This is a genomic window from Pseudoalteromonas sp. 11L1, from assembly GCF_055397545.1.
The window spans coordinates 214,014-236,704 of the sequence record NZ_AP041141.1 but is presented as its reverse complement, the minus strand read 5'-3'; the positions used below and the strand labels follow the sequence as shown (position 1 = coordinate 236,704).

The window sequence follows — 22,691 nt, the reverse complement described above, 5'->3', positions numbered from 1 at the left end:
AATTAGGGTCTGTGTAAAACAATAGCAGCAAGTTTAATACCAAGCAGTATTTGTTTGGTATTAAACTTGCTGTGAATTAAAGCAACAAAGGGGAGTTAACGATGAGTGACTTTAAGCGTGGCCAAAGAGCCAAGCAGCCTAACCATATCCCTCTGCGTGGCTGGTGGGATATTGCAAAGCGAATTATAAAACAAATGAGCCGTGATAATTTATCCTTGGTGGCAGCAGGCGTGGCCTTTTATGCACTTCTTGCTATTTTTCCTGCCATTGCGGCGTTGGTGTCTGTGTATGCTTATTTTGCTTCACCGAACGATATTAGTGCGTATTTAAGTCAATTTATGGCGTTATTGCCGCAAAGTACCCAAGAGATTATTTTGTCTCAGGTTTCAAGCCTTGCGCAAAAGTCTCAAACCAGTTTAAGTCTTAGCGCGCTAGGCACTTTACTGCTCACTATTTGGAGTAGCTCTAAGGGCAGCCAAGCTTTGATCACCGCGTGTAATATTAGTTATCACGAATACGAAAAGCGTTCATTTTTTAAGGCGCAACTTGTACGTTTATTATTTTCAGTGGGCGCGATTGTGGTGGCGGTTATAGCATTGGTAATTATAGGTATATTACCGTTAGTACTTAACCTGTTAGGAATAAAAGAGAGTATTGATTTTTTAATCATGCTTATCTCATGGCCATTACTGGCACTAACCTTTAACTTTGCATTATTAATTTTATATCGTTACGCGCCTCACAGAAAAGCAGCTAAGTGGCGCTGGGTTACCGTAGGCTCATTCACTGCCACAGTATTATGGATTGTGGCATCTTTTGGCTTTTCATTTTATGTATCTCACTTTGCCAGCTACAACGAAACATATGGCTCTTTAGGCGGGGTGGTTATTATGCTTATGTGGCTATTTATTAGCGCTTATATCATTATTTTAGGAGCTACAATTAATGCAGCGTTAGAGCAGCAAACAGCGCAAGACAGCACAGTAGGCCCAGATAAAAAAAGAGGGCAGCGAGGTGCTTATGTTGCAGACCACCTCGATACTAAATAATCTGAACTCTGGATAATAAATCTATCTCAAGCAGCTATTTTCAGCACAACTACGTTGAATCTACAGACCTTAGCTATTGACGCGTAAGCTCGCCTTGTTTTCATTTAAAATCTCTGGCTATACCCGGTTACCATCTTTTATATATTTAACTAAGCGTCAATTGCCATTAGCTGAGCCATGTTTGGCATTTGTGCATGGATTATTTGCTATTTATATTTGTTTAGTTAATTAAATAAATATTATAATGCAAATAGTTATCATTTTTAATTTTATTGCTGTACTTAATTATATGGTAGCAGTATAACGTTTCAGGTTTGGACGAAGTGTAATTTGGTTTCTATATGGTGGGACTAAGCTACATTGATAAGGCAAATAATAATGAATAAAAAACACACTTTTACAGCAACTAAGCGACGCCATATTCTGGCTTGTTTACTTGCGTTAATTACGGCTGTAGTGATGATCCCTGGCATGACTACCTATTTACCTTTCGCTATGGAAGAGCAAATATTAATACCGATAATGCTTTTTCCTTTTATTTGGACTGCGTTATTTATATACGCTTACATGGCTAAAAGCGCATGGCAGCCTTTTATTGTTATGTTAGTTATTTTGTTAAGCCATGCAGGGCTTAGTTTTATGGCTTTACAAGGAGGACAGGGATGAGATCTATTTCACTAAAAAAGCTATTTTTACTGCATAGTTGGGTTGGTATTGTTACAGGTATTTTGCTCTTTATTGTTTGCTTTACCGGTGCGTTAGCTGTACTTAGCCGCCCAGAACTAAAAATTTGGGCCAACCCAGAGTTACATCAATTGGATACAGTGCCAAGTGAAAAGGTGATGACGTTAATTAACCATTATCACCAACAAGTACCAAAAGAGTTTGGTAAAAATATCCATGTGTATCTACCAACTGGGCATAATACGCATTTATTGACGATTTTATTTGAATCTCACGATGGCGATGAAAATTATGACGAAGAGGCTGCTTATGCTTACCAATTTGACCCTCGTAATTTTAATTTGGTAAACCAATATTATGGTGCTGCAGATTATTTTTATGAGCACCGTAAAACTGATGCGCCATCGTTTATTGGGCATTTTCATGCTGACCTACATTTAGGTAGACCAATAGGGCTTATTCTTACTGGCTTTTTAGGTTTAACTTTATTGGTGTCTGTTGTGACGGGCTTATTTATTCACCGCCAAATAATAAAAGAGCTATTTACATTTAGACGTAAAAAAGGTCTTGATGTGGTAGTGAACGATGCACACAAAGTGATGGGTATTTGGGGGAGCGTTTTTCATGCCATTATCGGTTTTACGGGAGCTTTTTTAGGGCTTGCAACCGTTATACTACTTCCCGCCGCCGCTTTTGTGAGTTTTGGTGGAGATCAAGATAAGTTGGTGGAAAAATTTACCGCGATGCCTGAAACCATTGTTTCTAATAATTACCAAGCAACAGCTATAGATACTATTTTGCTTGATGCCCAAACACGTTACCCAAAAGCGAAAGTTATTGATTTAACTGTTATGGCGCATAATGATGCGAATGCTCAAGTTTACTTACGTCTTATTGGCGGCGATGCAGTTGCATCACAATTACTGCAATACAGCGGAGATGGTAAGTTTAGTAAATCAATGAGTAGCTTTGGTGACATTCCTGGCCCTGCTATTAAAGTACTTGAATTATTATTCCCGCTTCATTTTGGTAATTTTGCGGGCGTTTTTGTAAAGTTAGTTTGGGCACTCCTTGGTTTAACTACTGCATTATTACCACTTTCTGGAATTATGATGTGGTTAACCAAGCGCACAAGGGGTAGTAATCCGACTCTTTCTGAAGTGGCTTATCAACGATGGAATAGGGTTATTATCGGTAGCTGTGGAGGCTTAGTATTGGCTACTGCCATATTATTCCCCTTGCAAGTATTACTTAATAACTTCATCCCAGTACAATTGCACAATGGCTACTTCGGACCTTTATTTTTTCTTTCGTGGCTAGTTTGGTGTTTATTTGCAGTGCTACCGATTAATTATTATCGTTATTTGCAAGTCACACTGCTTATAACTGGTGGTGCGTGCATGTCTGTGTTGCCTTTAAACATGTTACTGTCGTCAAGCCATGCTTTTAGTTCAAATAACACGCTAGTTACTGTTGTTGATGTTAGTTTTTTATTTATTGGTGGCTTAATAATCTATGTGAGTCAGCGGATCATGGCTAAGCGACAAATACTAATAAAGCCAACAACACAAGAGGTGACTATATGACAGTTATTTATCTAATACTTGGATGTGGATTGTTAGTTGTAAGTAGCTTATTACTAAGATTGATGCGCCCAGCAAGCACTTGGCTAAGTCTCGTTGTGTTTATTGGCGCACTTATCTGTTTTATAGCTGAGTATGGAAGTATTGCAGGTTCTTTTGTTAGTATTGCTTCGGCTTTATTAATAAATTTAATGGTTGCTTTTGTATTCGGTAAATCTATTTCAGTGCGCTAAATTATAGCATTAACATTCTGAAATAAGGGGCAGTTTAGTACCCGCGCTATAATTGAGCGAGCGTATTAACTGCCTTTAGTCTAAATTAATCACTTGGTCTGTTTTTATCAGCTGCATAAACGAGGTTTTGTGCAACGGCTTTGAAAACAAATAGCCTTGGCCATAATCACAACCAGCCTCAAGTAATAAATCCATTTGTAATTTTGTTTCTATGCCTTCGGCAATTACTTTTAAACCAAGCTGATGAGCCATCATAATAATTGCTTCACATAAGGCCAGCTCCTGGCTGTCTTTTTGAATATTATCAACAAAGCGTTTATCAATTTTTAGGTAGTCGGTATCCATTTCTTGTAAGTAAGCAAGCGATGAGTAACCCGTACCAAAATCATCGAGTGCTAATTGCATCCCTGATTTAACCAAGGCTTTTAAGCGGCTTTGGGTCAGCTCTTCAGGATTAACCATCAAGCCTTCAGTAATTTCTGCCACAATGCTCGATGCAGGTAAGTTTGCTGTCTCAAGCATGCCATACCAATCGTCTATACCACTGTCTGTGGTTGCGAGCTGCACCGGCGATACGTTAATACTAATTTGAAATTCATCTTGAATGTGTTTTTTAATATCATTAAGTGTTTGTAGTGCTTCAGCAAATACAAATTGACCAAGCGCATTTATTTGTCTGGTTTCTTCAGCTAATGGAATAAAATCAGCGGGGCTGATCAGCCCTTTTTCTGGGTGTTGCCATCGAATAAGCCCCTCAGCTTTATGAACGTGTAAATCATCAAGGGATACAATAGGCTGATAATATAACTCAAATTGCTCTAGCTCTATGGCTGAGCGAAGCTCTTTGAGCAACTGCATTCTTGCATTTGCATCTTCACGCATATCATGTGAGAAAAATTCAAAGTCATTCCGGCCGCTATTTTTTGCCTTGTACATAGCTTGATCTGCGGCTTTAAGCAGTTGCTCTGGGTTTTGGCCATCATCTGGCGCGCAGGCAATACCAATACTGGCACTGATATACACTTTTTCTTCTTCAATAAAAATAGTCGAAGCAAGGCTAAGTAGCAGTGATTTTGCTATTTTTTTGATATTATCGCCACCGCGTAAATCACTAAATACAATAACAAATTCATCGCCACCAATACGCGCTACAAAGTCAGCTTCTTTTGCTGTTTGCACAATTCGCTCAGATACTAATTTAAGTAACCTATCGCCATAATGATGGCCTAACGTATCATTAATATCTTTAAAGTGATCAATATCTAACAGCATAATGACCAATTTTTGATCGTCGTTATTAACGCTCGTAAATCCTTTGTTCAACCGCTCTTTAAGTTCTAGTCGATTAGGTAAGTCGGTTAAATGATCAAAATGAGCTTGTCGCCAAATTAACTCGTCAGCTTGTTTTTTCTCGGTTAGATCGGTAAAAATAGCAATACGACTAGTTGGGGCTTTATTTTTATCGTAAATAGTATCTATGGTTAACCATTCAACATACAGCTCGCCATTTTTACGACGATTGGTTATTTCACCTTGCCAGCGGCCAGTTTTATTTATTGATTGCCACATGTAGTCATAAAACTCTTTATCATGTTTACCCGATGATAAAATACCCACCGTTTTATTGAGTACTTCTTTTCGAGAATACAAGGTCGTTTTACAAAACGAAGGGTTCACGTCATAAATAATGCCATTTTCATCCGTGATTGCCATGCCTTCACTGCTGTTGTTGTAAACTAATGACGCTAAATGCAAAGATTCTTGATTTTGCTTTCGTTGCGTGATGTTACTAATAACAATTATAAACTCATCCGCTTTTTTCATTGGGCTGATTTTCGCTTCATAAAACTGATTGTCTTGTTTATCTTCAAGCTCAATAGTGACCGGAGCGCTCAGGGTTGTTAAGTATCCTTCAATTTTTTTTAAATTGGCAATAGAGAATAAACACGATAGCTTTTTAGGCGGTGTTGAATGGCTATAATTTAACGATTTAATAAGGCCACCGGTATCAAGTATATTGCCGTTGGCATCTACACGTAAAAAAGCATCAGGTAGTGCATTAAGCAAGCTATTAAGCTCGTCATGTTTATGTTTAAGGCATGCTTCAGCTGTTAAGCGAGTTTCGGCCATATATTTAAAACGATGATAGAGTCTATTTAGCTCAGGACTATTAGGCTGCTCGTTGTCATGAGGCATATTACCGGCTGCTAAGCGGTTAACGGCCTGCGTTAAACTTTTAATCGGGTTTAAGATGCTTTTATTAACTAATCGTCTGGCCAATACGGCTAAAAGCAAAATGGTCATTAAAAATCCTAAAACCATTTTTACAAAGTTAATATCTATTTGCTCAAGTGTTTCATCTATTGGTTGAGTAATATAAATAGAGAGCTTATTGTTATTGCCATCACGATAGAGTGTTGTTTGATGGAAAACTCTTCGGATACCATCTTTTCCTTTAAAAATAACACCAGCTTGCAAGTTATGCGCTAAATCGAACTTTTCCAATTTGTTGCCTAGTCTATCGGCTGAAAAAGGGTAGTTAGCTAAAATACTACCGTTAGAGTCAGTAATGACAGCTCTGATTTCTGTCGATAAATTTAAAGTATTAAGTGCCGAGCTCCACCAGTCTAAAGCGATTACGGTCACAATAACACCTTCAATATCATTGCTTTCATTTAAAATAGGGTAAGCAAAGTTAATACTTTGAGCTTTGAGGCTGCGATCGTGTTGGAAATGGCCAATACTGAACTCTTTACTGGCGAGCGCGTTTTTAAAATAGGGGCGGTCGCTAATATTAATGTTGGTGTCACTAATATTAGAGGTGCAAATTAAATCGCCGTATTTATTTACTATACCAATATTCGCGATATTGCCATTGAGCGCCTTAACATCTAGAACATACGAAGGACAGGTAGAGGGTAAAGACTCAATATCTTTCTGCTTTTTTGCTAAAAATTCAGTCACATGCTTTATATCATCAATCATGTTCTGCTGCTTGATAATTAGATGCTCAGTGATGGATCGTACTTTTTTTTCATGCTCTTCAATAGCCGCGTCACGACTAAACCACAAGGTTACTAAAATGACAGCAGCAACAGGTATGCAAATCAGCATAAGAAGGCGGTAGAGTTGATGTTTTAGTGATGAAGTAAAAATAGTCGTATCCAAATTAGTACAAAGCAGAGTGACGCTAAATAATCCTACTATAAATAACCATTAAAGTACTAAGGTTATATCTAAGATTTTGAAATAAGATGGTGTTGCATATGATTGAAATATATTAATTTACGTATTAAAAACATGATGAAATAATAATTTAATCTCTTATATATTTACATAACAAATAAGGGCATGTTTAACCGCGACGCGAGGTTTGTAACCAAATGGGCTCGATAACTGCTCCTGCGTTATTCTACTGGCTTACATCCATGTAAGAATAACTAAAAACCGAGCAAAGCTTCCGCGTCCCGCTCAAAGCCCTTACCTAAATTCATGTAGGCAACAAAGAGTAAATCGACCTTAGGCAAAAGATGAAAAATAAACAATGTTCTGGCTGCTCATAGTACCTAATATGGGGATTGTGTCAACATCCGTCTTATTCTAAGTTTGATGGTAAATATTTAGTGTCATTATTAATAATTAGTGAGCTTAAGCCCGATGATAAAAGTGAGTAGAGCGATGGTTTTCCTCCTCAACCTCATTGCGGTATCGAAACTTTCATTCATATTTTAAAAGTGTTATTTGAGCATGAAGATTAAATGGGAAACAAAGAAGTGACTTGCTCGGGAGACGTGTAATGGATAAATACCGGTAGCGGTGTTATGCACAGTGAAACGCTACTTGCTGATGCTGAACAAGGCTTACGTGACTTTCAGATTTGGCTCAATATGCCAAGCAATAACAAAATGCGTGAGCCGCAATACCAGAATATCACAGAGCAACCAGTACCGAGTTTGACTAATCAACAAGGAGTTAGCCTAGAGCGGTGGTTGAAGCATTGCATATAAGTGCAAAGTGAAATCTTTGAGCTAAGTTGTAAAGTTAGCATAGGACTCAATAAACATCGGGAGTGCTCATATTATTAGGTGAACCGTTTAATCAGCCAATTGCACAAATAGGCCCGTTTGTGATGATCACTGACGCTGAAATTCGCCAAGCGGTTAGCGATTGTAAAAACGTTTTTTTGGTTCACTGTCGTGATGTATTAATGCAGGAGTGGCTTTTAAGCGAGTAGTTTTAACAACCAACTGTATTTTTTTACTATGTTGGTGTCTCCTTTTGCCGACTCCACAACCACGCCTGCACTAAAAGCACTAACGAGCCCCACTTTTGTTGCGGCAAAACGTTTGGCTCGATATTTTATTGCCGTAAGGTGCTGACGCTTTAGCTCAGATTGTATCGCCACTTCTTTGTGGAGCTGTTGCACTCGAGCGTCCGGTGAATTGATCAAATAATTGATTAACATAATTGTGTATGCCTTATAACTTAAGCAGCTGCTTTAGACTATTTAGCGTTTTAGTAAAACCAATTTTTTTGCTTAGATAAACTGCATTTCGCCATAGCCAAATTAAGCATAGAATTTGTAGGCTGATCACTACAGTAATACTCAGCCAAATCGAGCTAAATAAATCAAAAGTAGCAAAGCCTACAATACCTAAAAATCCCACCCACAATAACACCAAGCCACTGGCAAAACATCCTAGTAAAATAGTGATCAGTGCTAAGGATCTTAGCGATAGCTTCCACTCTGCTATTGCCAGCTGATGTGTCAACTTTCCTTGTTGATGGTAATCATCCTTGAGCTGCGCTGCATAGTCAGCAAGCTTGGCAACATGATCTTGCCAGTCATCCGCATTTGTTGCTGATGATTGCGAATCCGTCGCTTGTGATTCGCTTGATGTTAAATCTGGGTTTTGCATGGTATTACTTACGACGAAATAGCGCAGTAACTAACATACCAGCAGCAAATGCCAGACCAGCCGTTGCTAGTGGATTTTCAGATGCGAGTTGACGAGTCTTAGAGGTACATTCTTCTAATTTCTCGCGAGCTGCTAACTGTTTTTCGTTAAGCGTTTCTGCTGAACTGCTTGCTCCTTTACGAACACCATTTTCAGCTACCGCCGCTTTACTCGATAATGCATCTACTGCGTCATGCGCAGCTGATGTTGCCTTATCTGTTAACGGGGCTTCAATCTCTTGTTTTGTATCAATAGGTGCTTTGCTCTTAGTTGCCGTAGCCATAATCAATCCTTAATAGTTTTTAAAAGTAATTATTAAAGTGCAATGATTAAACCAGTTTTTAAATTGTTGTTTTATATTTATATTTTAATTTTAACGCTGACTTCTACGTGTTTATTGCTGTAACTATTGCGCCTATGGTTTGTAATTTTTACAAACAAAAAAATTGTAATTATTCACTGTTTATTCATTGAGCAAACAAACGCTGCCAAGTAATAAAAAAACCGATGAAAAAAATTTTTATCGGCTGATTAGATTTTTTACTAAACAATTCAACCGCTTTAATCTGAGCCTTATTTTTTCAGGCTTCGCGGGGCGCTAAAGCTGGGTGACTTACTTGACAAAAAGGCTTGTCAAGCCCTAAACTGGAGCACTGTGGTAAAAAGTGGTGTTTAGTGGATCAAACTGGATCGGGTTAATCAAAAAGTTGATTAAAATAATTTTACAATAGGCTTTTTATGTTTCGTGGCGCAAGTTCACTGAGTTTGGATGATAAAGGACGTTTTGCGGTACCAACAAAGTACCGAGACACGCTATTGTCTGAAGATCAGGGAACGGTTATTTGCACAGTTGCACTCAATGAGCCTTGTCTTTGGTTGTACCCGCTTGCTGAATGGTTAGAAATTGAAAGCCGTTTAGCAAAAATATCTAATATGAATCCCAGAGCGCGACGGATGCAACGTATGTTGTTAGGTAATGCGACAGAGTATCAGCTTGATAAAAACGGTCGAATTTTGCTGGCGCCTTCTTTGCGCTCACATGCAGAACTTGGCAAAAAAATTATGCTGGTGGGCTTAATGAATAAATTTGAGATTTGGGATGAGGCGCGTTGGCACGAACAAATGCGACAAGACACTGAGCTTGAAAGGCTTGGCGAATTTGAACCCAATGACGATTTAGATAACTTTACCCTCTAGCAGCAAAACAAAAAGGCAAAAAATAGCTAATGACAGCGCAATTTGAACACGTATCCGTATTAATGGACGAAACCATAGATGCACTTGCAATTAAGCCAGACGGCATTTACATGGATGGCACCTTTGGGCGTGGCGGACATTCAGGGCAAATATTAGCGCGCTTGGGCGGCGCTGGTCGCTTGCAGGCTATTGATCAGGATCCACAAGCTATAAAGTCAGCAGAAAAGTTTGCCGATGACTCACGTTTTTCGATTGCTCACTCACGGTTCTCAAGGTTATACGAAGTTGCTGAACAAAACGATCTAATTGGTAAAGTTGATGGCATTTTACTTGATATTGGTGTGTCGTCACCGCAGTTAGATGATGCCGCTCGTGGCTTTAGTTTTATGAAAGACGGCCCGCTTGATATGCGAATGGATCCAAGCACAGGCCGTAGCGCTGCGCAGTGGTTAGCTGAGGCAGAACTAGATGACATTACCCATGTGATCAAAAAGCTAGGTGAAGAAAAATTTGGTAAGCGCATTGCACACAAGATATTGGAAGTGCGTGAACATACGCCAATTACTACCACTAAACAGCTCGCAGATTTAGTTGATGAAGCTGTACCTGTTAAAGACAAGTTTAAACATCCTGCAACGCGCACGTTTCAGGCAATTCGTATTTATATCAATAGCGAGTTAGAGGAAATTCAAACCGCACTACAGGCGGCGATTAAAGTTCTTAAGCCAGGTGGTCGCTTAGTTGTTATTTCCTTCCACTCTTTAGAAGATCGCATTGTAAAACAATTTATTAAAAAACAGAGTAAGGGAGAAGCGATACCCAGAGGTCTGCCTTTAACCGACGCACAAATAAATAAAAATCTGACGTTAAAAGCAGTGGGTAAAGCTATTAAACCAAGTGCTGATGAAGTGGCGCGCAATCCACGCTCTCGCAGCTCAGTACTAAGGATTGCACAGAGGTTGGGATGAGTAAAAAAGCGAGTTATCGCCAACCCAATCTATTTATTGAAATAATTAAAGGCCTAGGTGCAAACAAGATCACCTTGGCCTTGTTGGTTGTGATATTCGCATCAAGTTTGAGCGTAGTACAGGTAACCCACTTATCTCGTGCGCAATTAATTGAGCAAGATTCGTTACTGCAAGAGCGTGATGAACTGGATTTAGAGTGGCGTTATTTTTTAGTGGAAGAAGAATTTTATTCACAACATGCACGCATTGAAGAAGTGGCAACGTCACAATTAGAAATGAAGCGGCCAACCAGCCAAGATGAGCAGGTAATCATATTACAATGAGAACGCGAGGCAAAAAACCAGTCAACAACCTAATCGCATGGCGCTTTATTTTGGTGTGCGTGGTGATTTTTTTAGTGTTTGTGACTTTGGTATCGCGTGCTGCGTATTTGCAAGTAATTGAACCCGATAAGGCCCGCTCCGAAAGTGACAAGCGTACGGTACGTGTTGAAAAATTGCATGTGCAACGCGGCATGATCTTCGATCGTAACGGTAAAGAGTTAGCAGTTAGTGTACCTGTAGTCAGTGTGTATGCCGATCCTAAAGCTTTGCATAAATCACTGGTGAGCAAAGTACTCAGACAAGCCCGCAAAAATGGTGAAGATCAGCAAACTCTGCGTGAAAATGTCGCTGAGTTAAACAAGCGCACCGCCCTGTATTATAAAAACGATTTGCGCTGGCGTGAACTTGCCGATGTACTGCGTATTGATCCGAGCAAAATTAATACCCGACTACTTGATGATCCTACTCGTCGCTTTGTTTACTTAAAACGCCAAGTTACTCCAGCTGTTGCTAATTACATTGGCGATTTACGCCTGCCGGGTATTCACCTTTTAGATGAATCAAAACGCTATTACCCTGCCGGTGAGGTCAGTGCGCATATCATTGGTTTTACTAATATCGATGGCAAAGGCATTGAAGGCATAGAAAAGCTTTACGAAAATGCACTCACAGGTGAAGAAGGCCGACGTACGATTCGAAAAGATGCCCAAGGACGTGAAGTTGAAGTGCTTGATGAGCGCGAGCGAGTAGAGCCTGAGAGTATTCAACTAAGTATTGATCAGCGTATTCAGGCGATTGCCTACAAAGCGGTTAAATCAGCGGTATTAACTTACAAGGCCACTTCAGGCTCAGCCATGGTGGTTGATGTTAAAACTGGTGAAGTTTTGGCTATGGTAAATAGTCCTTCATTTAATCCTAATAATTTAAGCGGTGCGGCTCCTCATAAGCGTCGTAACCGTGCAATTACCGATTTGTTTGAACCCGGCTCAACTGTTAAGCCTCTAGCCATTTTAGCTGGATTAGACTACGGCACAATCCAACCGGATGACAAAGTTGATACCTACCCAGGCTGGATGCGTTTAGGGGGCAGCTTAGTACAAGATACCCGTAATCATGGTGAAATGACGCTGCGCGAAATTTTAAAATACTCCAGTAATATGGGCGTAACAAAAATAAGCCAAACCGTACCCAAAGACTATTTTGTTGGTCTTTACCAAAAGGTGGGTTTTGGCAGTGATAGTGGTACCGGCATGGTCGGGGAAAGTAGTGGTTTATTTTACCCAAACCGTCGTTGGTCAGATCACGAAATTGCCGCACTTTCGTTTGGTTACAATATTGCCGTGAGTACCGCGCAAATGGCTCGTTTTTACGCCATGTTAGGCGCGGGTGGGGTTAACCGCCCACTCACCGTGCTTAAGCAAGATTCTATTCCTGAAGGTGAACGCGTTTTTCAACAACAAGATGTTGAAGCTGTGGTTCATATGATGGAAAGCGTATTTGAAGAAGGTGGTACCGCACGCCGTATTAAAGTTGATGGCTACCGTGCAGCGGGCAAAACAGGTACTTCTAAAAAGGCCGCAGCGGGTGGTTATGGTGACGAATATGTGGGTTACTTTGCGGGTATTGCCCCAGCAAGTAATCCGCGATTAGCTGTTGTGGTATTGATCAACGAGCCCGGTGGAGATGTTTATTATGGCGGCGCAACGGCAGGTCCGGCGTTTGCAGAAATAATCTCTAATTCATTAAGAATTTTAAACGTTGCCCCAGACAAAGACTCTGTGGCATACGTGAAGGGCAAAGATGATGGTGCGTGATTTACATTCAATTTTAAAACATTTAGAAATAGACGCAGCACGTTTAATGGTAAACGAGTTGCGTTTAGACAGCCGCGATGTAAAACCAGGTGATGTGTTTGTGGCAATAAAAGGTCATCAGCTTGATGGCGGGCAGTTTATTGATAAAGCAATTGAAAATGGTGCCAGTGCAATTATTGCCGACAGACTGTGTGAGTTTGAAAGTGATTTTGAGCCGCTTTATTTAGTCTCAGAGCTAAATAAAAAGTTACCTGTATTAGCGAGTAAATTTTACCAACAACCTAGCCTAGAACTAGATTTAGTTGGCGTAACAGGTACTAATGGTAAGTCGACTACTACCGCAATGATTGCTCATTTAGCACAGTTTTGTCATACCCAAGCCGCAATCATAGGCACGCTCGGTTATGGCCATCCAGATAATTTAACACCGCTGCAAAATACCACGCCCTCAAGTGTGGATTTACAGCATATTTTAAGTGACTTAAAAGAGAAGCAACACCGCTTAGTAGCGATGGAAGTATCATCGCATGGTCTAGTGCAGCACCGTGTTGATCAGTGCCATTTCAAAGCGGCGGTATTTACTAACCTATCTCGTGATCATCTAGATTATCATGGTGACATGGATAGTTACGGTGATGCCAAATTGATGCTGTTTCGTGATTTTGATGCTGCCAATGTCATTCTTAACCAAGATGACGGACAAGCAGAGCAATGGATTGAAAAATATAGCTTTAATAAACTAATTTGTTATGGCCGTAAAAACTTAGCCCCTAAAAACGCTCAGTTTGTGTATTTTTCTGATGTTAGCTATTCAGCAACCGGTATTTCGGCGCAATTAACTACAAGTTGGGGTGATATTGCCATAAAATCACCGTTATATGGTGAATTTAATCTATATAATTTAACCGCTGCTTTAGCCACATTATTAGCGCTAGGTTACCCATTAACGCAATTAGTGGCAGGGTGTGAGTATTTGCAACCTGTAGCAGGCAGAATGCAAGCATTTACAGCGCCAAATATGCCTACTTGCGTAGTTGATTATGCACATACGCCTGATGCACTCGCACTAGCGTTACAAGCGCTGCAACAACATGTACCAGGTGGAGTGAGTTGTGTATTTGGTTGCGGCGGCGACAGAGATAAAGGTAAACGTGTACTAATGGCACAAGCCGCTGAGCAGTTTGCAGACAAAGTGATCATTACCAGTGATAACCCGCGCTCTGAAGATCCCAATGAAATTATTAATGATGTAGCTGCAGGATTAACACACCCACAAAACGCCCATTTAGAGGCCGACCGGGGTGCTGCGATACAATTTGCTATAGATAACGCAAAAGTCGGTGAGGTTATTTTAATTGCCGGTAAAGGGCATGAAGACTATCAAATTATAGGTAACAAACGCATTGACTTTTGCGACCGCCAATTTGTACAACAACAATTAAAACAAGCAGTAAGAGGGTCTCAAGCATGATCCCAATGGATTTTGATTGGCTAGCAAATGTGCTAGCAACCGATTATCAAGGTGATAATCGTCAAGTAATAAATATAAACACCGATACCCGTACTTTATGTGATGGTGAAGTGTTTTTGGCACTTAAAGGCCCCAATTTTGATGGGCATAAGTTTATTGAGCAAGCAAAACAAAAAGGTGCTATTGGAGTCATTGTCGATCACGCTGTTGATACCGACATTGCTCAATTTGTAGTTGCCGATACCCGTATTGCATTAGGCACAATTGGTACAGCGGTGATGGCGCAAGTTGCACCTAAAACTATCGCTATTACTGGCAGTGTAGGTAAAACCACAGTAAAAGAAATGTGTGCTGCTATTTTATCAAGTAAAGGGGATGTTTTAGCGACTAAAGGCAACTTTAATAATGATATTGGCGTGCCTCTTACCTTATTGAGATTAGAGCCACAGCATCGTTATGCGGTTATTGAACTCGGTGCAAACCATATTGGTGAAATTGCCTACACTACCGCCATGACCAAGCCGGATGTTGCCGTGGTATGTAATGTTGCCGCGGCACATTTAGAAGGTTTTGGTAGCTTACAAGGGGTAGCACAAGCCAAAGGCGAAATTTACGATGGTTTAAAAGACGATGGCATTGCCATTGTTAATTGCGATAGCGAGTTTAGTCAGTATTGGCTTGATAAATTAGCAGCGCGAAAGGTTAAATGTTTTTCTAGCGGTGAAAAACTGGATATTTGGTCTGAGGACATCAGCCTAGATGCACAAGCTCGAGCAAGCTTTATGTTATGTACCAAACAACACAGAGTTCCGGTTACGTTAGCATTGCCAGGTAAGCATAATATTAGCAACGCGCTTATTGCTGCGGCATTAACCAGTGAGTTTGACGTGTCACTTGATGAAATTGCCAGCGCCCTAGCGACCATGGGTGAAGTTAAAGGGCGGGTTAACCTGATTGAAGCCAGTAAGTCACTCACCATTATTGATGATACTTATAATGCCAACGTTAAATCGGTAAAAGCGGCGATTGATTTACTTAGCGATATTCAAGGTCATCGTATTTTGGCTCTCGGTGATATGGGGGAGCTTGGTGAAGATGCTCGTAAGTATCATCAAGAAGTGGGCGAATATGCATTAGCGCAAGGCATTGATGAGCTATTTACACTCGGTGTATTAAGTAAGTCAGCAAGTGATGTATTTGAGCTGCCTAATCGTCACTTTTCAAATCGTGAGCAAATGCTGCAGCAAATTCAAAACAGTATTAGCAAAGTAGATAAAAAAATTACCCTTGTCGTGAAAGGATCACGGAGTTCTCGCATGGAGCTTTTAGTAACCGATTTAGTTAATGGCCAGCAACAAGCCATCAATGGAGTATCATAATGTTAGTTTGGCTGGCTGAGTATTTAACTCAATATTATAGTGGCTTTAATGTTTTTTCGTATTTAACTCTTCGTGCCATTTTAGGTATTTTGACCGCGTTAATTATGTCGCTTTATTTGGGACCAAAGTTAATTCGTGGTTTACAGCGCATGCAAATTGGGCAAACAGTACGTGATGATGGTCCGCAATCACACTTGTCTAAATCGGGTACACCGACCATGGGTGGCTTACTTATTTTAGCGGCAATATTCACCAGCACTTTATTGTGGGCTGATTTGTCTAATAAATACGTATGGGCCACATTGTTTGTGATTGGCTCATTGGGGATTGTTGGCTTTATTGACGATTACCGCAAAGTGATCCGCAAAGATCCTAAAGGACTGATTGCTAAGTGGAAGTATTTTTGGCAATCAGTAATTGCATTGGTTGTAGCAACTGCACTTTATATGACCAGTACCCAAGCGACAGAGACATCTCTTGTTGTGCCATTTTTTAAAGATGTACTGCCGCAGCTAGGACTGTTTTATATCGTAATCACGTATTTTGCATTAGTGGGCACCTCAAACGCGGTAAACTTAACCGACGGACTAGACGGCTTAGCTATTGTGCCAACAATTTTGGTGGCTGCAGCACTGGCTATTATTGCTTATTTAACCGGTAATATTAACTTTTCGGCTTATTTACATATTCCGCATTTGCCACTTGCCAGTGAATTGGTAGTGGTGTGTACCGCTATTGTGGGTGCAGGGTTAGGCTTTTTATGGTTTAACACCTACCCAGCACAAGTGTTTATGGGCGATGTAGGCTCGTTAGCTCTAGGTGGTGCATTAGGTATTATTGCTGTGCTGGTTCGCCAAGAGCTATTACTTATTATTATGGGGGGCGTGTTTGTAATGGAAGCGCTATCGGTAATTTTACAAGTTGGCTCTTATAAATTGCGCGGCCAACGTATTTTTAAAATGGCGCCGATTCACCATCACTACGAACTTAAAGGATGGCCAGAGCCACGCGTTATTGTACGCTTTTGGATAATTTCTATTGTGCTGGTGCTCGCTGGCCTTGCGACATTAAAGATCCGATAAATGCAGTATTTAAACGAGATTAAAAATAAACAAATAACAGTGCTCGGGCTCGGTGTAACCGGTCTGGGCATTGTGCGCTTTTTATTATCTCAAGGAATACAGCCCAATGTAGTCGATAGCCGAGAAAATCCTCCCGGTGTTGATTGGCTCAAGCAACATGCCGCTAATTTAAATACTCACTTTGGTGATTTAAATAATGCGGCACTCAGTGCTTGCGATATGATCATTATTAGTCCTGGGCTAAGTTTAAAAACCCCTGCGGTTGCACAGGCAATGAATGCCGGCGTAGAAGTGATTGGTGATGTTGAGCTATTTGCCCGCATTAACACTAAACCAGTTGTTGCGGTAACAGGCTCAAATGGTAAATCAACGGTAGTAACCCTTGCTTATGAAGTATTAAAAAAAGCAGGGTATAAAGTAGCATTGGGCGGCAATATTGGCACAGCTGTACTGGATTTACTTGACGGTGACTTTGATGTATTTGTACTGGAACTGTCGAGTTTTCAGCTTGATACCACTGACAGCTTAAAAGCCAGCAGTGCAACTGTGCTTAATATTTCAGAAGATCATCTCGATCGCTATGATAGCTATCAAGCTTATATAGATTCAAAGTTAAGTATTTATAACGGCGCTGAACTTTTAGTTATTAATGCTGACGATAGACAAACCCACCCAGTGAGTCGCACGTTAGCACCACAAGTTAGTTTTGGAGAAACACAAGGTGATTACCACTTAGCACAGCATAATAACGAAGCGCACTTTATGGTAAAGGGCGAAGCTTATTTGCCAGTAAGTACCTTAGCCGTTGTGGGTAAGCATAATTATTTAAATACACTGGCAGTAATGGCGTTACTCAGCCCGTTTGAAATAACTAAAGCGCATTATAAAACTGCGTTAGCTCAATTTAATGGCTTGGCACATCGTTGCCAGTTTGTGGGTGAGTTTAATAGCGTTAAGTATTTTAATGATTCTAAAGCCACCAATGTAGGCGCAACAATTACCGCTATTGATAGTTTAGCGGGTAAGCAACAAAACTTAGTGGTTATTGCTGGTGGCGATGCCAAAGGCGCTGATTTAGAGGCACTTAAACCTTATGTTGAGCAACACGTTAAAGCCCTCATTTGCTTTGGTAAAGATGCAAAAGAGTTAATGGCACTAACTGCTAAAGGTCATTTAACCACTAACATGTCTGAAGCTGTGGCGCTTGCTAAACAATTAAGTACGTCAGGCGATACGGTTTTATTAGCCCCAGCCTGCGCCAGTATAGATATGTATAACAATTATATGCAGCGCGGCGATGATTTTGTGCATTGTGTATTGCAGGAGCTGCCATGATAGCTTTTGCGGATATTAAAGAGGCATTTACTCCTAAACCTTCGGCGCAGCTTTATGATGTGCCGCTCCTTTATTGCATGTTAATGCTAATAGGGGTGGGCTTTGTGATGGTAACCAGTGCTTCAATGCCGACGGCCGATAGGCTGTTTGGCAACATTTATCATTTTACTATCCGCCACGGTATTTTTTTAGGGCTCTCGTTTTGTTTATTTTGCATTAGTACTCAAGTACCTATGTCGTGGTGGAAAAAAGCTAACCCCTACTTATTACTAATCGGCTTAGTGTTGTTATTGGTAGTGCTAATTGTGGGGCGAGAAGTGAATGGTTCGACCCGCTGGATACCTATAGGGCCATTTAATATTCAGGCTTCCGAGCTCGCTAAGTTATTCTTTTTTAGTTATATCGCTGGCTATTTAGTGCGTAAGCGCAGTGAAGTACAAGAAAACATTAAAGGCTTTGCAAAACCTATTGCGGTATTTGCCGTTTATGCAGCGCTTATTTTAATGCAGCCAGATTTAGGAACCGTGGTGGTGATGTTTGTTACTACAGTTGGTTTATTGTTTTTAGCTGGTGCCAAGCTTTGGCAATTTTTTGCACTTATTTTAACCGGTATTGCGCTGGTAGTTGGGCTGATTGTGTTTGAGCCCTATCGCATGGCGCGTGTGGTGGGTTTTTTAGAACCTTGGGATGACCCTTTTGGTAAAGGTTATCAATTAGTGCAATCACTGATGGCTTATAGCCAAGGTGATTGGTTTGGCCAAGGCTTAGGTAATAGCGTACAAAAATTACAATATTTACCGGAAGCACACACCGATTTTATTTTTGCCGTGATTGCTGAAGAACTCGGTTTTATGGGCGTATTGAGTATTTTAATGGTATTAGGAACATTAGTATTTAGAGCGCTACTAATTGGCCAAAATGCGCTTAAAAACGGTAAAGAATATGAAGGCTATTTAGCTTTAGCTATCGGTATTTGGTTTGCATTTCAAACTATGGTTAATGTAGGCGCCAGTGCCGGTATATTACCAACCAAAGGACTAACCCTACCGTTTATTTCCTATGGTGGCTCAAGTTTATTAATGATGACCATAGCCACTGGTATTTTATTACGGGTAGATTTTGAAACGAAGATGGCAACCAAACAGGCCACGTCGGGGGGAGCTAAACGATGAGTAAAAAAATAGTCGTTGTAGCAGGGGGCACAGGTGGACATATTTTCCCAGGGATTGCGGTTGCTGATTATCTCAAACAGCAAGGTTGGCAAGTTAGCTGGATAGGCACTCCTGATAGAATGGAAGCCAGTGTCGTGCCCAAGCACAACATAGAAATTGATTTTATTGATGTAAAAGGCGTGCGAGGTAATGGTTTAAAACGCCTCATTAAAGCGCCATTCATGGTTATTAATGCAATATTGCAGGCGCGTAAGGTATTAAAACAACAACGCCCTGACGTGGTTTTAGCTATGGGCGGCTACGTGACAGGCCCTACGGGTATTGCGGCAAAAAGTCTCGGTATCCCTTTGGTAATTCATGAGCAAAACGCCGTAGCTGGTATGAGCAATAAATGGCTAGCGAAATTTGCGAATCGCGTATTAGCTGCATTTCCAAGTGCTTTTGCCAGTGGTAAAGCTGAGCTGGTGGGTAACCCTGTGCGTCAGAGTGTAGTTGATATACCTAAGCGGGAAATATCAAGTCCAATCAATATGCTTGTAGTGGGTGGCTCACTAGGTGCGCAAGTACTTAACCAAACACTGCCTGAAGCATTTAAGCGCTTAAATGATACCTGTGCCATTAATGTTTGGCACCAAACTGGTAAAGGCCATTTTGCTAGTGTGAGCGAAAGTTACCAGCAGCAACAAATGGGCGATGAACAAGTAACTGTTGCTGAATTTATTGATGATATGGATACCGCTTATAGCTGGGCCGATATTGTGATTTGTCGCGCTGGGGCGCTAACGGTTAGTGAAATTGCTGCAGCAGGTAAAATGGCGGTATTTGTACCGTTTCCACATGCGGTTGACGATCACCAAACAGCAAATGCACAGTATTTAGTAATGGCAGAAGGGGCACTATTAATGCCACAGGGGCAATTTAATCAGCGCAGCATTGTTGAACTTTTAAGTCCCTATTTAGCCGAACCTTTATTAATAACTAAAATGGCTGCTAAAGCAAAGCAGCAGGCTATTTTAGATGCCACAGCCAGCGTCGCTATGCACTGTGAGCAAGTAACAAATAAGAGAATATAAGTGAAACAGACATTAGCAAAAGAAAAATATACACGCCCTGCGATGCGCCGCATTGAAACTATTCACTTTGTAGGAATAGGTGGTGCAGGTATGGGCGGTATTGCAGAAGTATTGGCTTTTGAAGGTTACCGTATTACTGGCTCAGATATAGCGCATAGCGCCATGACCGAGCGTTTAATTCAAGCGGGCGCTGAAGTATTTATTGGCCATCATGAAAATAATGTAAAAGACGCTAATGTGGTGGTGGTTTCAAGTGCAATTGATAAAACAAACCCTGAAATTCAAGCCGCGCAAGCTGCACGTATTCCGGTGGTTCGCCGTGCAGAAATGTTAGCTGAGCTGATGCGTTTTCGTCATGGTATTGCTATTGCCGGTACCCATGGCAAAACCACAACAACCAGTTTAATTGCCAGTATTTATGCACAAGCAGGGCTCGATCCAACCTTTATTATTGGCGGTTTATTAAATAGTGCTGGCAGCAATGCTAAAGTAGGCAAAAGCGACTTTTTAATCGCTGAAGCGGATGAAAGCGATGCTTCATTTTTGCATTTACAACCTATGGTATCGGTGATCACTAATATTGAAGAAGATCACATGGAAACTTACGGCGGCAGCTTAGAAAAAATGAAAGATACTTATGTTGAATTCATTCATAACCTGCCGTTTTACGGGCTAGCTGTAGTGTGTATAGATTCAGACGTTGCCGCAGAATTAATACCTCGCTTTGGTCGTCCGGTGATCACTTATGGTGAATCGCAAGATGCTGACTATCGAATGAGTGAATTTAGCCAAACAGCCAATACATGCCAATTTACTGTTACTAATAAACAAGGCGAGAGTTTAACCGCCAAGTTAAATATGCCAGGTAAACACAATGCCTTAAATGCAACCGCAGCGATTGCGGTGGCAAAAGATCAAAACATAGCTAATCATGCAATTTTAGCGGCATTAGATACTTTTGAAGGCATTGGCCGTCGTTTTCAGCATTATGGTGAATTTGAAAACGAATGCGGTAATGTGATGTTAGTAGATGACTATGGTCATCACCCATCAGAAGTGGCAGCTACCATCACCGCAGCGCGAGAAGGCTGGCCTGATAAGCGTTTAGTGATGGTTTATCAGCCGCATCGCTATACTCGTACTCGCGATTTATACGAAGATTTTGTGAAAGTACTCGCCGAGGTTGATCAGTTGCTATTGCTTGATGTTTACAGTGCAGGCGAAGAGCCGATAGTGGGCGCTGATAGTAAGAGTTTATGCCGCAGTTTACGCCAGCGTGGCAAAGAGCCATTGCATGTAGCTTCAAGCTCAGAGCTTGCAGGTGTACTTGCTAACTGCCTGCAAAATAATGATTTAGTACTTACACAAGGTGCAGGTAACATAGGTCAGTTAGTTAAAAACTTAGCAGCAACAAATATGTCGATAGAAAAATTAAAGCAAGGTGAAGTATGACACAGGTAAGTTCCCAGTTTGGTAAAGTAGCGGTGCTGCTAGGTGGAAACTCAGCAGAGCGCGACGTGTCATTAAAATCTGGTCAAGCAGTCCTTAATGCACTTCTTGCCTGTGGCATTGATGCGATTGCGTTTGACCCTCAAAATCGTTCATTGTGGGAATTAAAAGACTTAAACGTTGATCGCGTTTTTATTGCGCTGCATGGCCGAGGTGGTGAAGATGGCACAGTACAAGGTGCTTTAGAGTTTATGAACTTGCCTTACACCGGCAGTAATGTTCTGGGTTCAGCATTAGCAATGGATAAAATTCGTTGTAAGCACTTGTTTAAATCGGCAGGCTTAAGCACAGCACCTTATGCGGTAGTTGATGCTAAAAAAGGCTTTGATGCTAAAGCAATGATCGATGAATTTAAAAAAGTGATGGTAAAACCATCGCACGAAGGCTCAAGTATTGGTATGGCACAAGCAAGCTCTGCAGAAGAGCTTGAAGATGCGCTCAGCAATGCATTTAAGTTCGACAGCCAAGTATTGGTAGAGCAGTGGATCTCGGGGCGCGAATTTACAATTACGGTGCTTGGTGATGAAGTACAACCTGTGATTGAAATGAGCACGCCAAATGGTTTTTATGACTACCAAGCTAAATATCAGTCAAGTACGACACAATATCATTGTCCTGCTGATTTATCACAACCAGATACCCAAAAACTACAAGCAATGGCACTCGATGCGTTTGATTTAGTGGGTGCAAGTGGCTGGGGTCGCGTCGATGCAATGCAAGATCAGCAAGGCCAATTTTACTTGTTGGAAGTAAATACCGTGCCAGGCATGACAGAAAAATCATTGGTGCCAATGGCAGCAAAAGCCAATGGGGCAAGTTTTGAGCAATTAGTTGTTCGCATTTTGGAGCAAACCCTTTAAT

General features: G+C 41.0%; 22 protein-coding genes. 18 read left to right on the top strand and 4 right to left on the bottom strand.

Annotated features, from left to right (window positions below; genetic code table 11):
* Nucleotides 1-101 precede the first annotated feature (101 nt).
* From ACZ5WS_RS01080 to ACZ5WS_RS01065, 4 genes are all read left to right on the top strand, one after another.
* Nucleotides 102-1,049, top strand: coding sequence for a YihY/virulence factor BrkB family protein (locus ACZ5WS_RS01080; RefSeq protein ID WP_464710098.1), 948 nt, complete (start codon nucleotides 102-104; stop codon nucleotides 1,047-1,049).
* A gap of 378 nt (nucleotides 1,050-1,427) precedes the next feature.
* Nucleotides 1,428-1,715, top strand: coding sequence for a hypothetical protein (locus tag ACZ5WS_RS01075; protein WP_138608102.1), 288 nt, complete (start codon nucleotides 1,428-1,430; stop codon nucleotides 1,713-1,715).
* On the top strand, nucleotides 1,712-3,319 hold the full coding sequence (locus tag ACZ5WS_RS01070) for a PepSY-associated TM helix domain-containing protein (RefSeq protein WP_464710093.1): 1,608 nt from the start codon (nucleotides 1,712-1,714) through the stop codon (nucleotides 3,317-3,319). The genes ACZ5WS_RS01075 and ACZ5WS_RS01070 overlap by 4 nt, the downstream gene beginning before the upstream one ends.
* Complete coding sequence (locus ACZ5WS_RS01065; RefSeq protein ID WP_075170457.1) at nucleotides 3,316-3,549, top strand: hypothetical protein; 234 nt, start codon at nucleotides 3,316-3,318, stop codon at nucleotides 3,547-3,549. The genes ACZ5WS_RS01070 and ACZ5WS_RS01065 overlap by 4 nt, the downstream gene beginning before the upstream one ends.
* Before the next feature lie 75 nt (nucleotides 3,550-3,624).
* On the opposite strand, the gene ACZ5WS_RS01060 is transcribed toward ACZ5WS_RS01065, so the two are convergent.
* Nucleotides 3,625-6,663 (bottom strand): bifunctional diguanylate cyclase/phosphodiesterase, encoded by a 3,039-nt coding sequence (locus ACZ5WS_RS01060; protein ID WP_464710087.1) that lies wholly within the window; start codon nucleotides 6,661-6,663, stop codon nucleotides 3,625-3,627.
* 707 nt (nucleotides 6,664-7,370) lie between these two features.
* On the opposite strand from ACZ5WS_RS01060, the gene ACZ5WS_RS01055 reads away from it, so the two are divergent.
* Together ACZ5WS_RS01055 and ACZ5WS_RS01050 are read left to right on the top strand one after the other, a co-directional pair.
* Entirely contained in the window at nucleotides 7,371-7,556 is a 186-nt protein-coding gene (locus ACZ5WS_RS01055) for a hypothetical protein (RefSeq protein ID WP_232735472.1), read from the top strand.
* Between the two features lie 62 nt (nucleotides 7,557-7,618).
* Entirely contained in the window at nucleotides 7,619-7,783 is a 165-nt protein-coding gene (locus ACZ5WS_RS01050) for a pirin-like C-terminal cupin domain-containing protein (RefSeq protein ID WP_232735473.1), read from the top strand.
* Here ACZ5WS_RS01050 and ACZ5WS_RS01045 read toward each other — a convergent pair.
* Genes ACZ5WS_RS01045 through ACZ5WS_RS01035 form a run of 3 tightly spaced genes read right to left on the bottom strand, consistent with a single transcriptional unit; the run spans nucleotide 7,772 to nucleotide 8,790 of the window.
* A complete protein-coding gene (locus ACZ5WS_RS01045) occupies nucleotides 7,772-8,014 on the bottom strand; it encodes a hypothetical protein (protein WP_290168957.1) in 243 nt (80 codons plus the stop codon). The genes ACZ5WS_RS01050 and ACZ5WS_RS01045 overlap by 12 nt on opposite strands.
* A gap of 13 nt (nucleotides 8,015-8,027) precedes the next feature.
* Entirely contained in the window at nucleotides 8,028-8,468 is a 441-nt protein-coding gene (locus ACZ5WS_RS01040) for a hypothetical protein (protein WP_464710085.1), read from the bottom strand.
* 4 nt (nucleotides 8,469-8,472) lie between these two features.
* Nucleotides 8,473-8,790: a DUF883 domain-containing protein gene (locus ACZ5WS_RS01035; RefSeq protein WP_138608088.1), complete on the bottom strand. Its 318-nt coding sequence runs from the start codon at nucleotides 8,788-8,790 to the stop codon at nucleotides 8,473-8,475.
* A gap of 455 nt (nucleotides 8,791-9,245) precedes the next feature.
* On the opposite strand from ACZ5WS_RS01035, the gene mraZ reads away from it, so the two are divergent.
* Genes mraZ through ACZ5WS_RS00975 form a run of 12 tightly spaced genes read left to right on the top strand, consistent with a single transcriptional unit; the run spans nucleotide 9,246 to nucleotide 22,690 of the window.
* Nucleotides 9,246-9,704 (top strand): division/cell wall cluster transcriptional repressor MraZ, encoded by a 459-nt coding sequence (mraZ, locus tag ACZ5WS_RS01030; RefSeq protein WP_010390682.1) that lies wholly within the window; start codon nucleotides 9,246-9,248, stop codon nucleotides 9,702-9,704.
* Between the two features lie 29 nt (nucleotides 9,705-9,733).
* Nucleotides 9,734-10,672 (top strand): 16S rRNA (cytosine(1402)-N(4))-methyltransferase RsmH, encoded by a 939-nt coding sequence (gene rsmH, locus ACZ5WS_RS01025; protein ID WP_464710084.1) that lies wholly within the window; start codon nucleotides 9,734-9,736, stop codon nucleotides 10,670-10,672.
* Nucleotides 10,669-10,995 carry a cell division protein FtsL gene (ftsL, locus tag ACZ5WS_RS01020; RefSeq protein ID WP_010390691.1) on the top strand — a complete coding sequence of 109 codons (327 nt, stop codon included), beginning with the start codon at nucleotides 10,669-10,671 and terminating at the stop codon, nucleotides 10,993-10,995. The genes rsmH and ftsL overlap by 4 nt, the downstream gene beginning before the upstream one ends.
* The gene (locus ACZ5WS_RS01015) at nucleotides 10,992-12,809 is read left to right on the top strand and encodes a penicillin-binding transpeptidase domain-containing protein (protein ID WP_138608087.1); all 1,818 of its coding nucleotides are present in this window, start codon (nucleotides 10,992-10,994) and stop codon (nucleotides 12,807-12,809) included. The genes ftsL and ACZ5WS_RS01015 overlap by 4 nt, the downstream gene beginning before the upstream one ends.
* On the top strand, nucleotides 12,802-14,280 hold the full coding sequence (gene murE, locus ACZ5WS_RS01010) for a UDP-N-acetylmuramoyl-L-alanyl-D-glutamate--2,6-diaminopimelate ligase (protein ID WP_464711452.1): 1,479 nt from the start codon (nucleotides 12,802-12,804) through the stop codon (nucleotides 14,278-14,280). Before ACZ5WS_RS01015 ends, murE begins: the two co-directional genes overlap by 8 nt.
* A complete protein-coding gene (locus ACZ5WS_RS01005; RefSeq protein ID WP_464710080.1) occupies nucleotides 14,277-15,659 on the top strand; it encodes a UDP-N-acetylmuramoyl-tripeptide--D-alanyl-D-alanine ligase in 1,383 nt (460 codons plus the stop codon). The genes murE and ACZ5WS_RS01005 overlap by 4 nt, the downstream gene beginning before the upstream one ends.
* On the top strand, nucleotides 15,659-16,741 hold the full coding sequence (gene mraY, locus ACZ5WS_RS01000; RefSeq protein WP_054202311.1) for a phospho-N-acetylmuramoyl-pentapeptide-transferase: 1,083 nt from the start codon (nucleotides 15,659-15,661) through the stop codon (nucleotides 16,739-16,741). Before ACZ5WS_RS01005 ends, mraY begins: the two co-directional genes overlap by 1 nt.
* Entirely contained in the window at nucleotides 16,742-18,076 is a 1,335-nt protein-coding gene (gene murD / locus ACZ5WS_RS00995; RefSeq protein ID WP_464710076.1) for a UDP-N-acetylmuramoyl-L-alanine--D-glutamate ligase, read from the top strand. It abuts the gene before it with no gap.
* Nucleotides 18,073-19,248: a cell division protein FtsW gene (ftsW, locus tag ACZ5WS_RS00990; protein ID WP_010390699.1), complete on the top strand. Its 1,176-nt coding sequence runs from the start codon at nucleotides 18,073-18,075 to the stop codon at nucleotides 19,246-19,248. Before murD ends, ftsW begins: the two co-directional genes overlap by 4 nt.
* The gene (murG, locus tag ACZ5WS_RS00985) at nucleotides 19,245-20,321 is read left to right on the top strand and encodes an undecaprenyldiphospho-muramoylpentapeptide beta-N-acetylglucosaminyltransferase (RefSeq protein ID WP_010390701.1); all 1,077 of its coding nucleotides are present in this window, start codon (nucleotides 19,245-19,247) and stop codon (nucleotides 20,319-20,321) included. Before ftsW ends, murG begins: the two co-directional genes overlap by 4 nt.
* 42 nt (nucleotides 20,322-20,363) lie before the next feature.
* On the top strand, nucleotides 20,364-21,773 hold the full coding sequence (gene murC, locus ACZ5WS_RS00980; RefSeq protein ID WP_217694239.1) for a UDP-N-acetylmuramate--L-alanine ligase: 1,410 nt from the start codon (nucleotides 20,364-20,366) through the stop codon (nucleotides 21,771-21,773).
* Entirely contained in the window at nucleotides 21,770-22,690 is a 921-nt protein-coding gene (locus tag ACZ5WS_RS00975; RefSeq protein WP_138608079.1) for a D-alanine--D-alanine ligase, read from the top strand. The genes murC and ACZ5WS_RS00975 overlap by 4 nt, the downstream gene beginning before the upstream one ends.
* The last annotated feature ends 1 nt before the right edge of the window (nucleotide 22,691 follow it).

What these genes read in the sequence shown, in the direction of transcription:
- ACZ5WS_RS01080 (WP_464710098.1), top strand. Translation starts at nt 102, where the DNA reads ATGAGTGACTTTAAGCGTGGCCAAAGAGCCAAGCAGCCTAACCATATC.
- ACZ5WS_RS01075 (WP_138608102.1), top strand. Translation starts at nt 1,428, where the DNA reads ATGAATAAAAAACACACTTTTACAGCAACTAAGCGACGCCATATTCTG.
- ACZ5WS_RS01070 (WP_464710093.1), top strand. Translation starts at nt 1,712, where the DNA reads ATGAGATCTATTTCACTAAAAAAGCTATTTTTACTGCATAGTTGGGTT.
- ACZ5WS_RS01065 (WP_075170457.1), top strand. Translation starts at nt 3,316, where the DNA reads ATGACAGTTATTTATCTAATACTTGGATGTGGATTGTTAGTTGTAAGT.
- ACZ5WS_RS01060 (WP_464710087.1), bottom strand. Translation starts at nt 6,663, where the DNA reads ATGCTGATTTGCATACCTGTTGCTGCTGTCATTTTAGTAACCTTGTGG.
- ACZ5WS_RS01055 (WP_232735472.1), top strand. Translation starts at nt 7,371, where the DNA reads ATGCACAGTGAAACGCTACTTGCTGATGCTGAACAAGGCTTACGTGAC.
- ACZ5WS_RS01045 (WP_290168957.1), bottom strand. Translation starts at nt 8,014, where the DNA reads ATGTTAATCAATTATTTGATCAATTCACCGGACGCTCGAGTGCAACAG.
- ACZ5WS_RS01040 (WP_464710085.1), bottom strand. Translation starts at nt 8,468, where the DNA reads ATGCAAAACCCAGATTTAACATCAAGCGAATCACAAGCGACGGATTCG.
- ACZ5WS_RS01035 (WP_138608088.1), bottom strand. Translation starts at nt 8,790, where the DNA reads ATGGCTACGGCAACTAAGAGCAAAGCACCTATTGATACAAAACAAGAG.
- mraZ (WP_010390682.1), top strand. Translation starts at nt 9,246, where the DNA reads ATGTTTCGTGGCGCAAGTTCACTGAGTTTGGATGATAAAGGACGTTTT.
- rsmH (WP_464710084.1), top strand. Translation starts at nt 9,734, where the DNA reads ATGACAGCGCAATTTGAACACGTATCCGTATTAATGGACGAAACCATA.
- ftsL (WP_010390691.1), top strand. Translation starts at nt 10,669, where the DNA reads ATGAGTAAAAAAGCGAGTTATCGCCAACCCAATCTATTTATTGAAATA.
- ACZ5WS_RS01015 (WP_138608087.1), top strand. Translation starts at nt 10,992, where the DNA reads ATGAGAACGCGAGGCAAAAAACCAGTCAACAACCTAATCGCATGGCGC.
- ACZ5WS_RS01005 (WP_464710080.1), top strand. Translation starts at nt 14,277, where the DNA reads ATGATCCCAATGGATTTTGATTGGCTAGCAAATGTGCTAGCAACCGAT.
- mraY (WP_054202311.1), top strand. Translation starts at nt 15,659, where the DNA reads ATGTTAGTTTGGCTGGCTGAGTATTTAACTCAATATTATAGTGGCTTT.
- murD (WP_464710076.1), top strand. Translation starts at nt 16,742, where the DNA reads ATGCAGTATTTAAACGAGATTAAAAATAAACAAATAACAGTGCTCGGG.
- ftsW (WP_010390699.1), top strand. Translation starts at nt 18,073, where the DNA reads ATGATAGCTTTTGCGGATATTAAAGAGGCATTTACTCCTAAACCTTCG.
- murG (WP_010390701.1), top strand. Translation starts at nt 19,245, where the DNA reads ATGAGTAAAAAAATAGTCGTTGTAGCAGGGGGCACAGGTGGACATATT.
- murC (WP_217694239.1), top strand. Translation starts at nt 20,364, where the DNA reads ATGCGCCGCATTGAAACTATTCACTTTGTAGGAATAGGTGGTGCAGGT.
- ACZ5WS_RS00975 (WP_138608079.1), top strand. Translation starts at nt 21,770, where the DNA reads ATGACACAGGTAAGTTCCCAGTTTGGTAAAGTAGCGGTGCTGCTAGGT.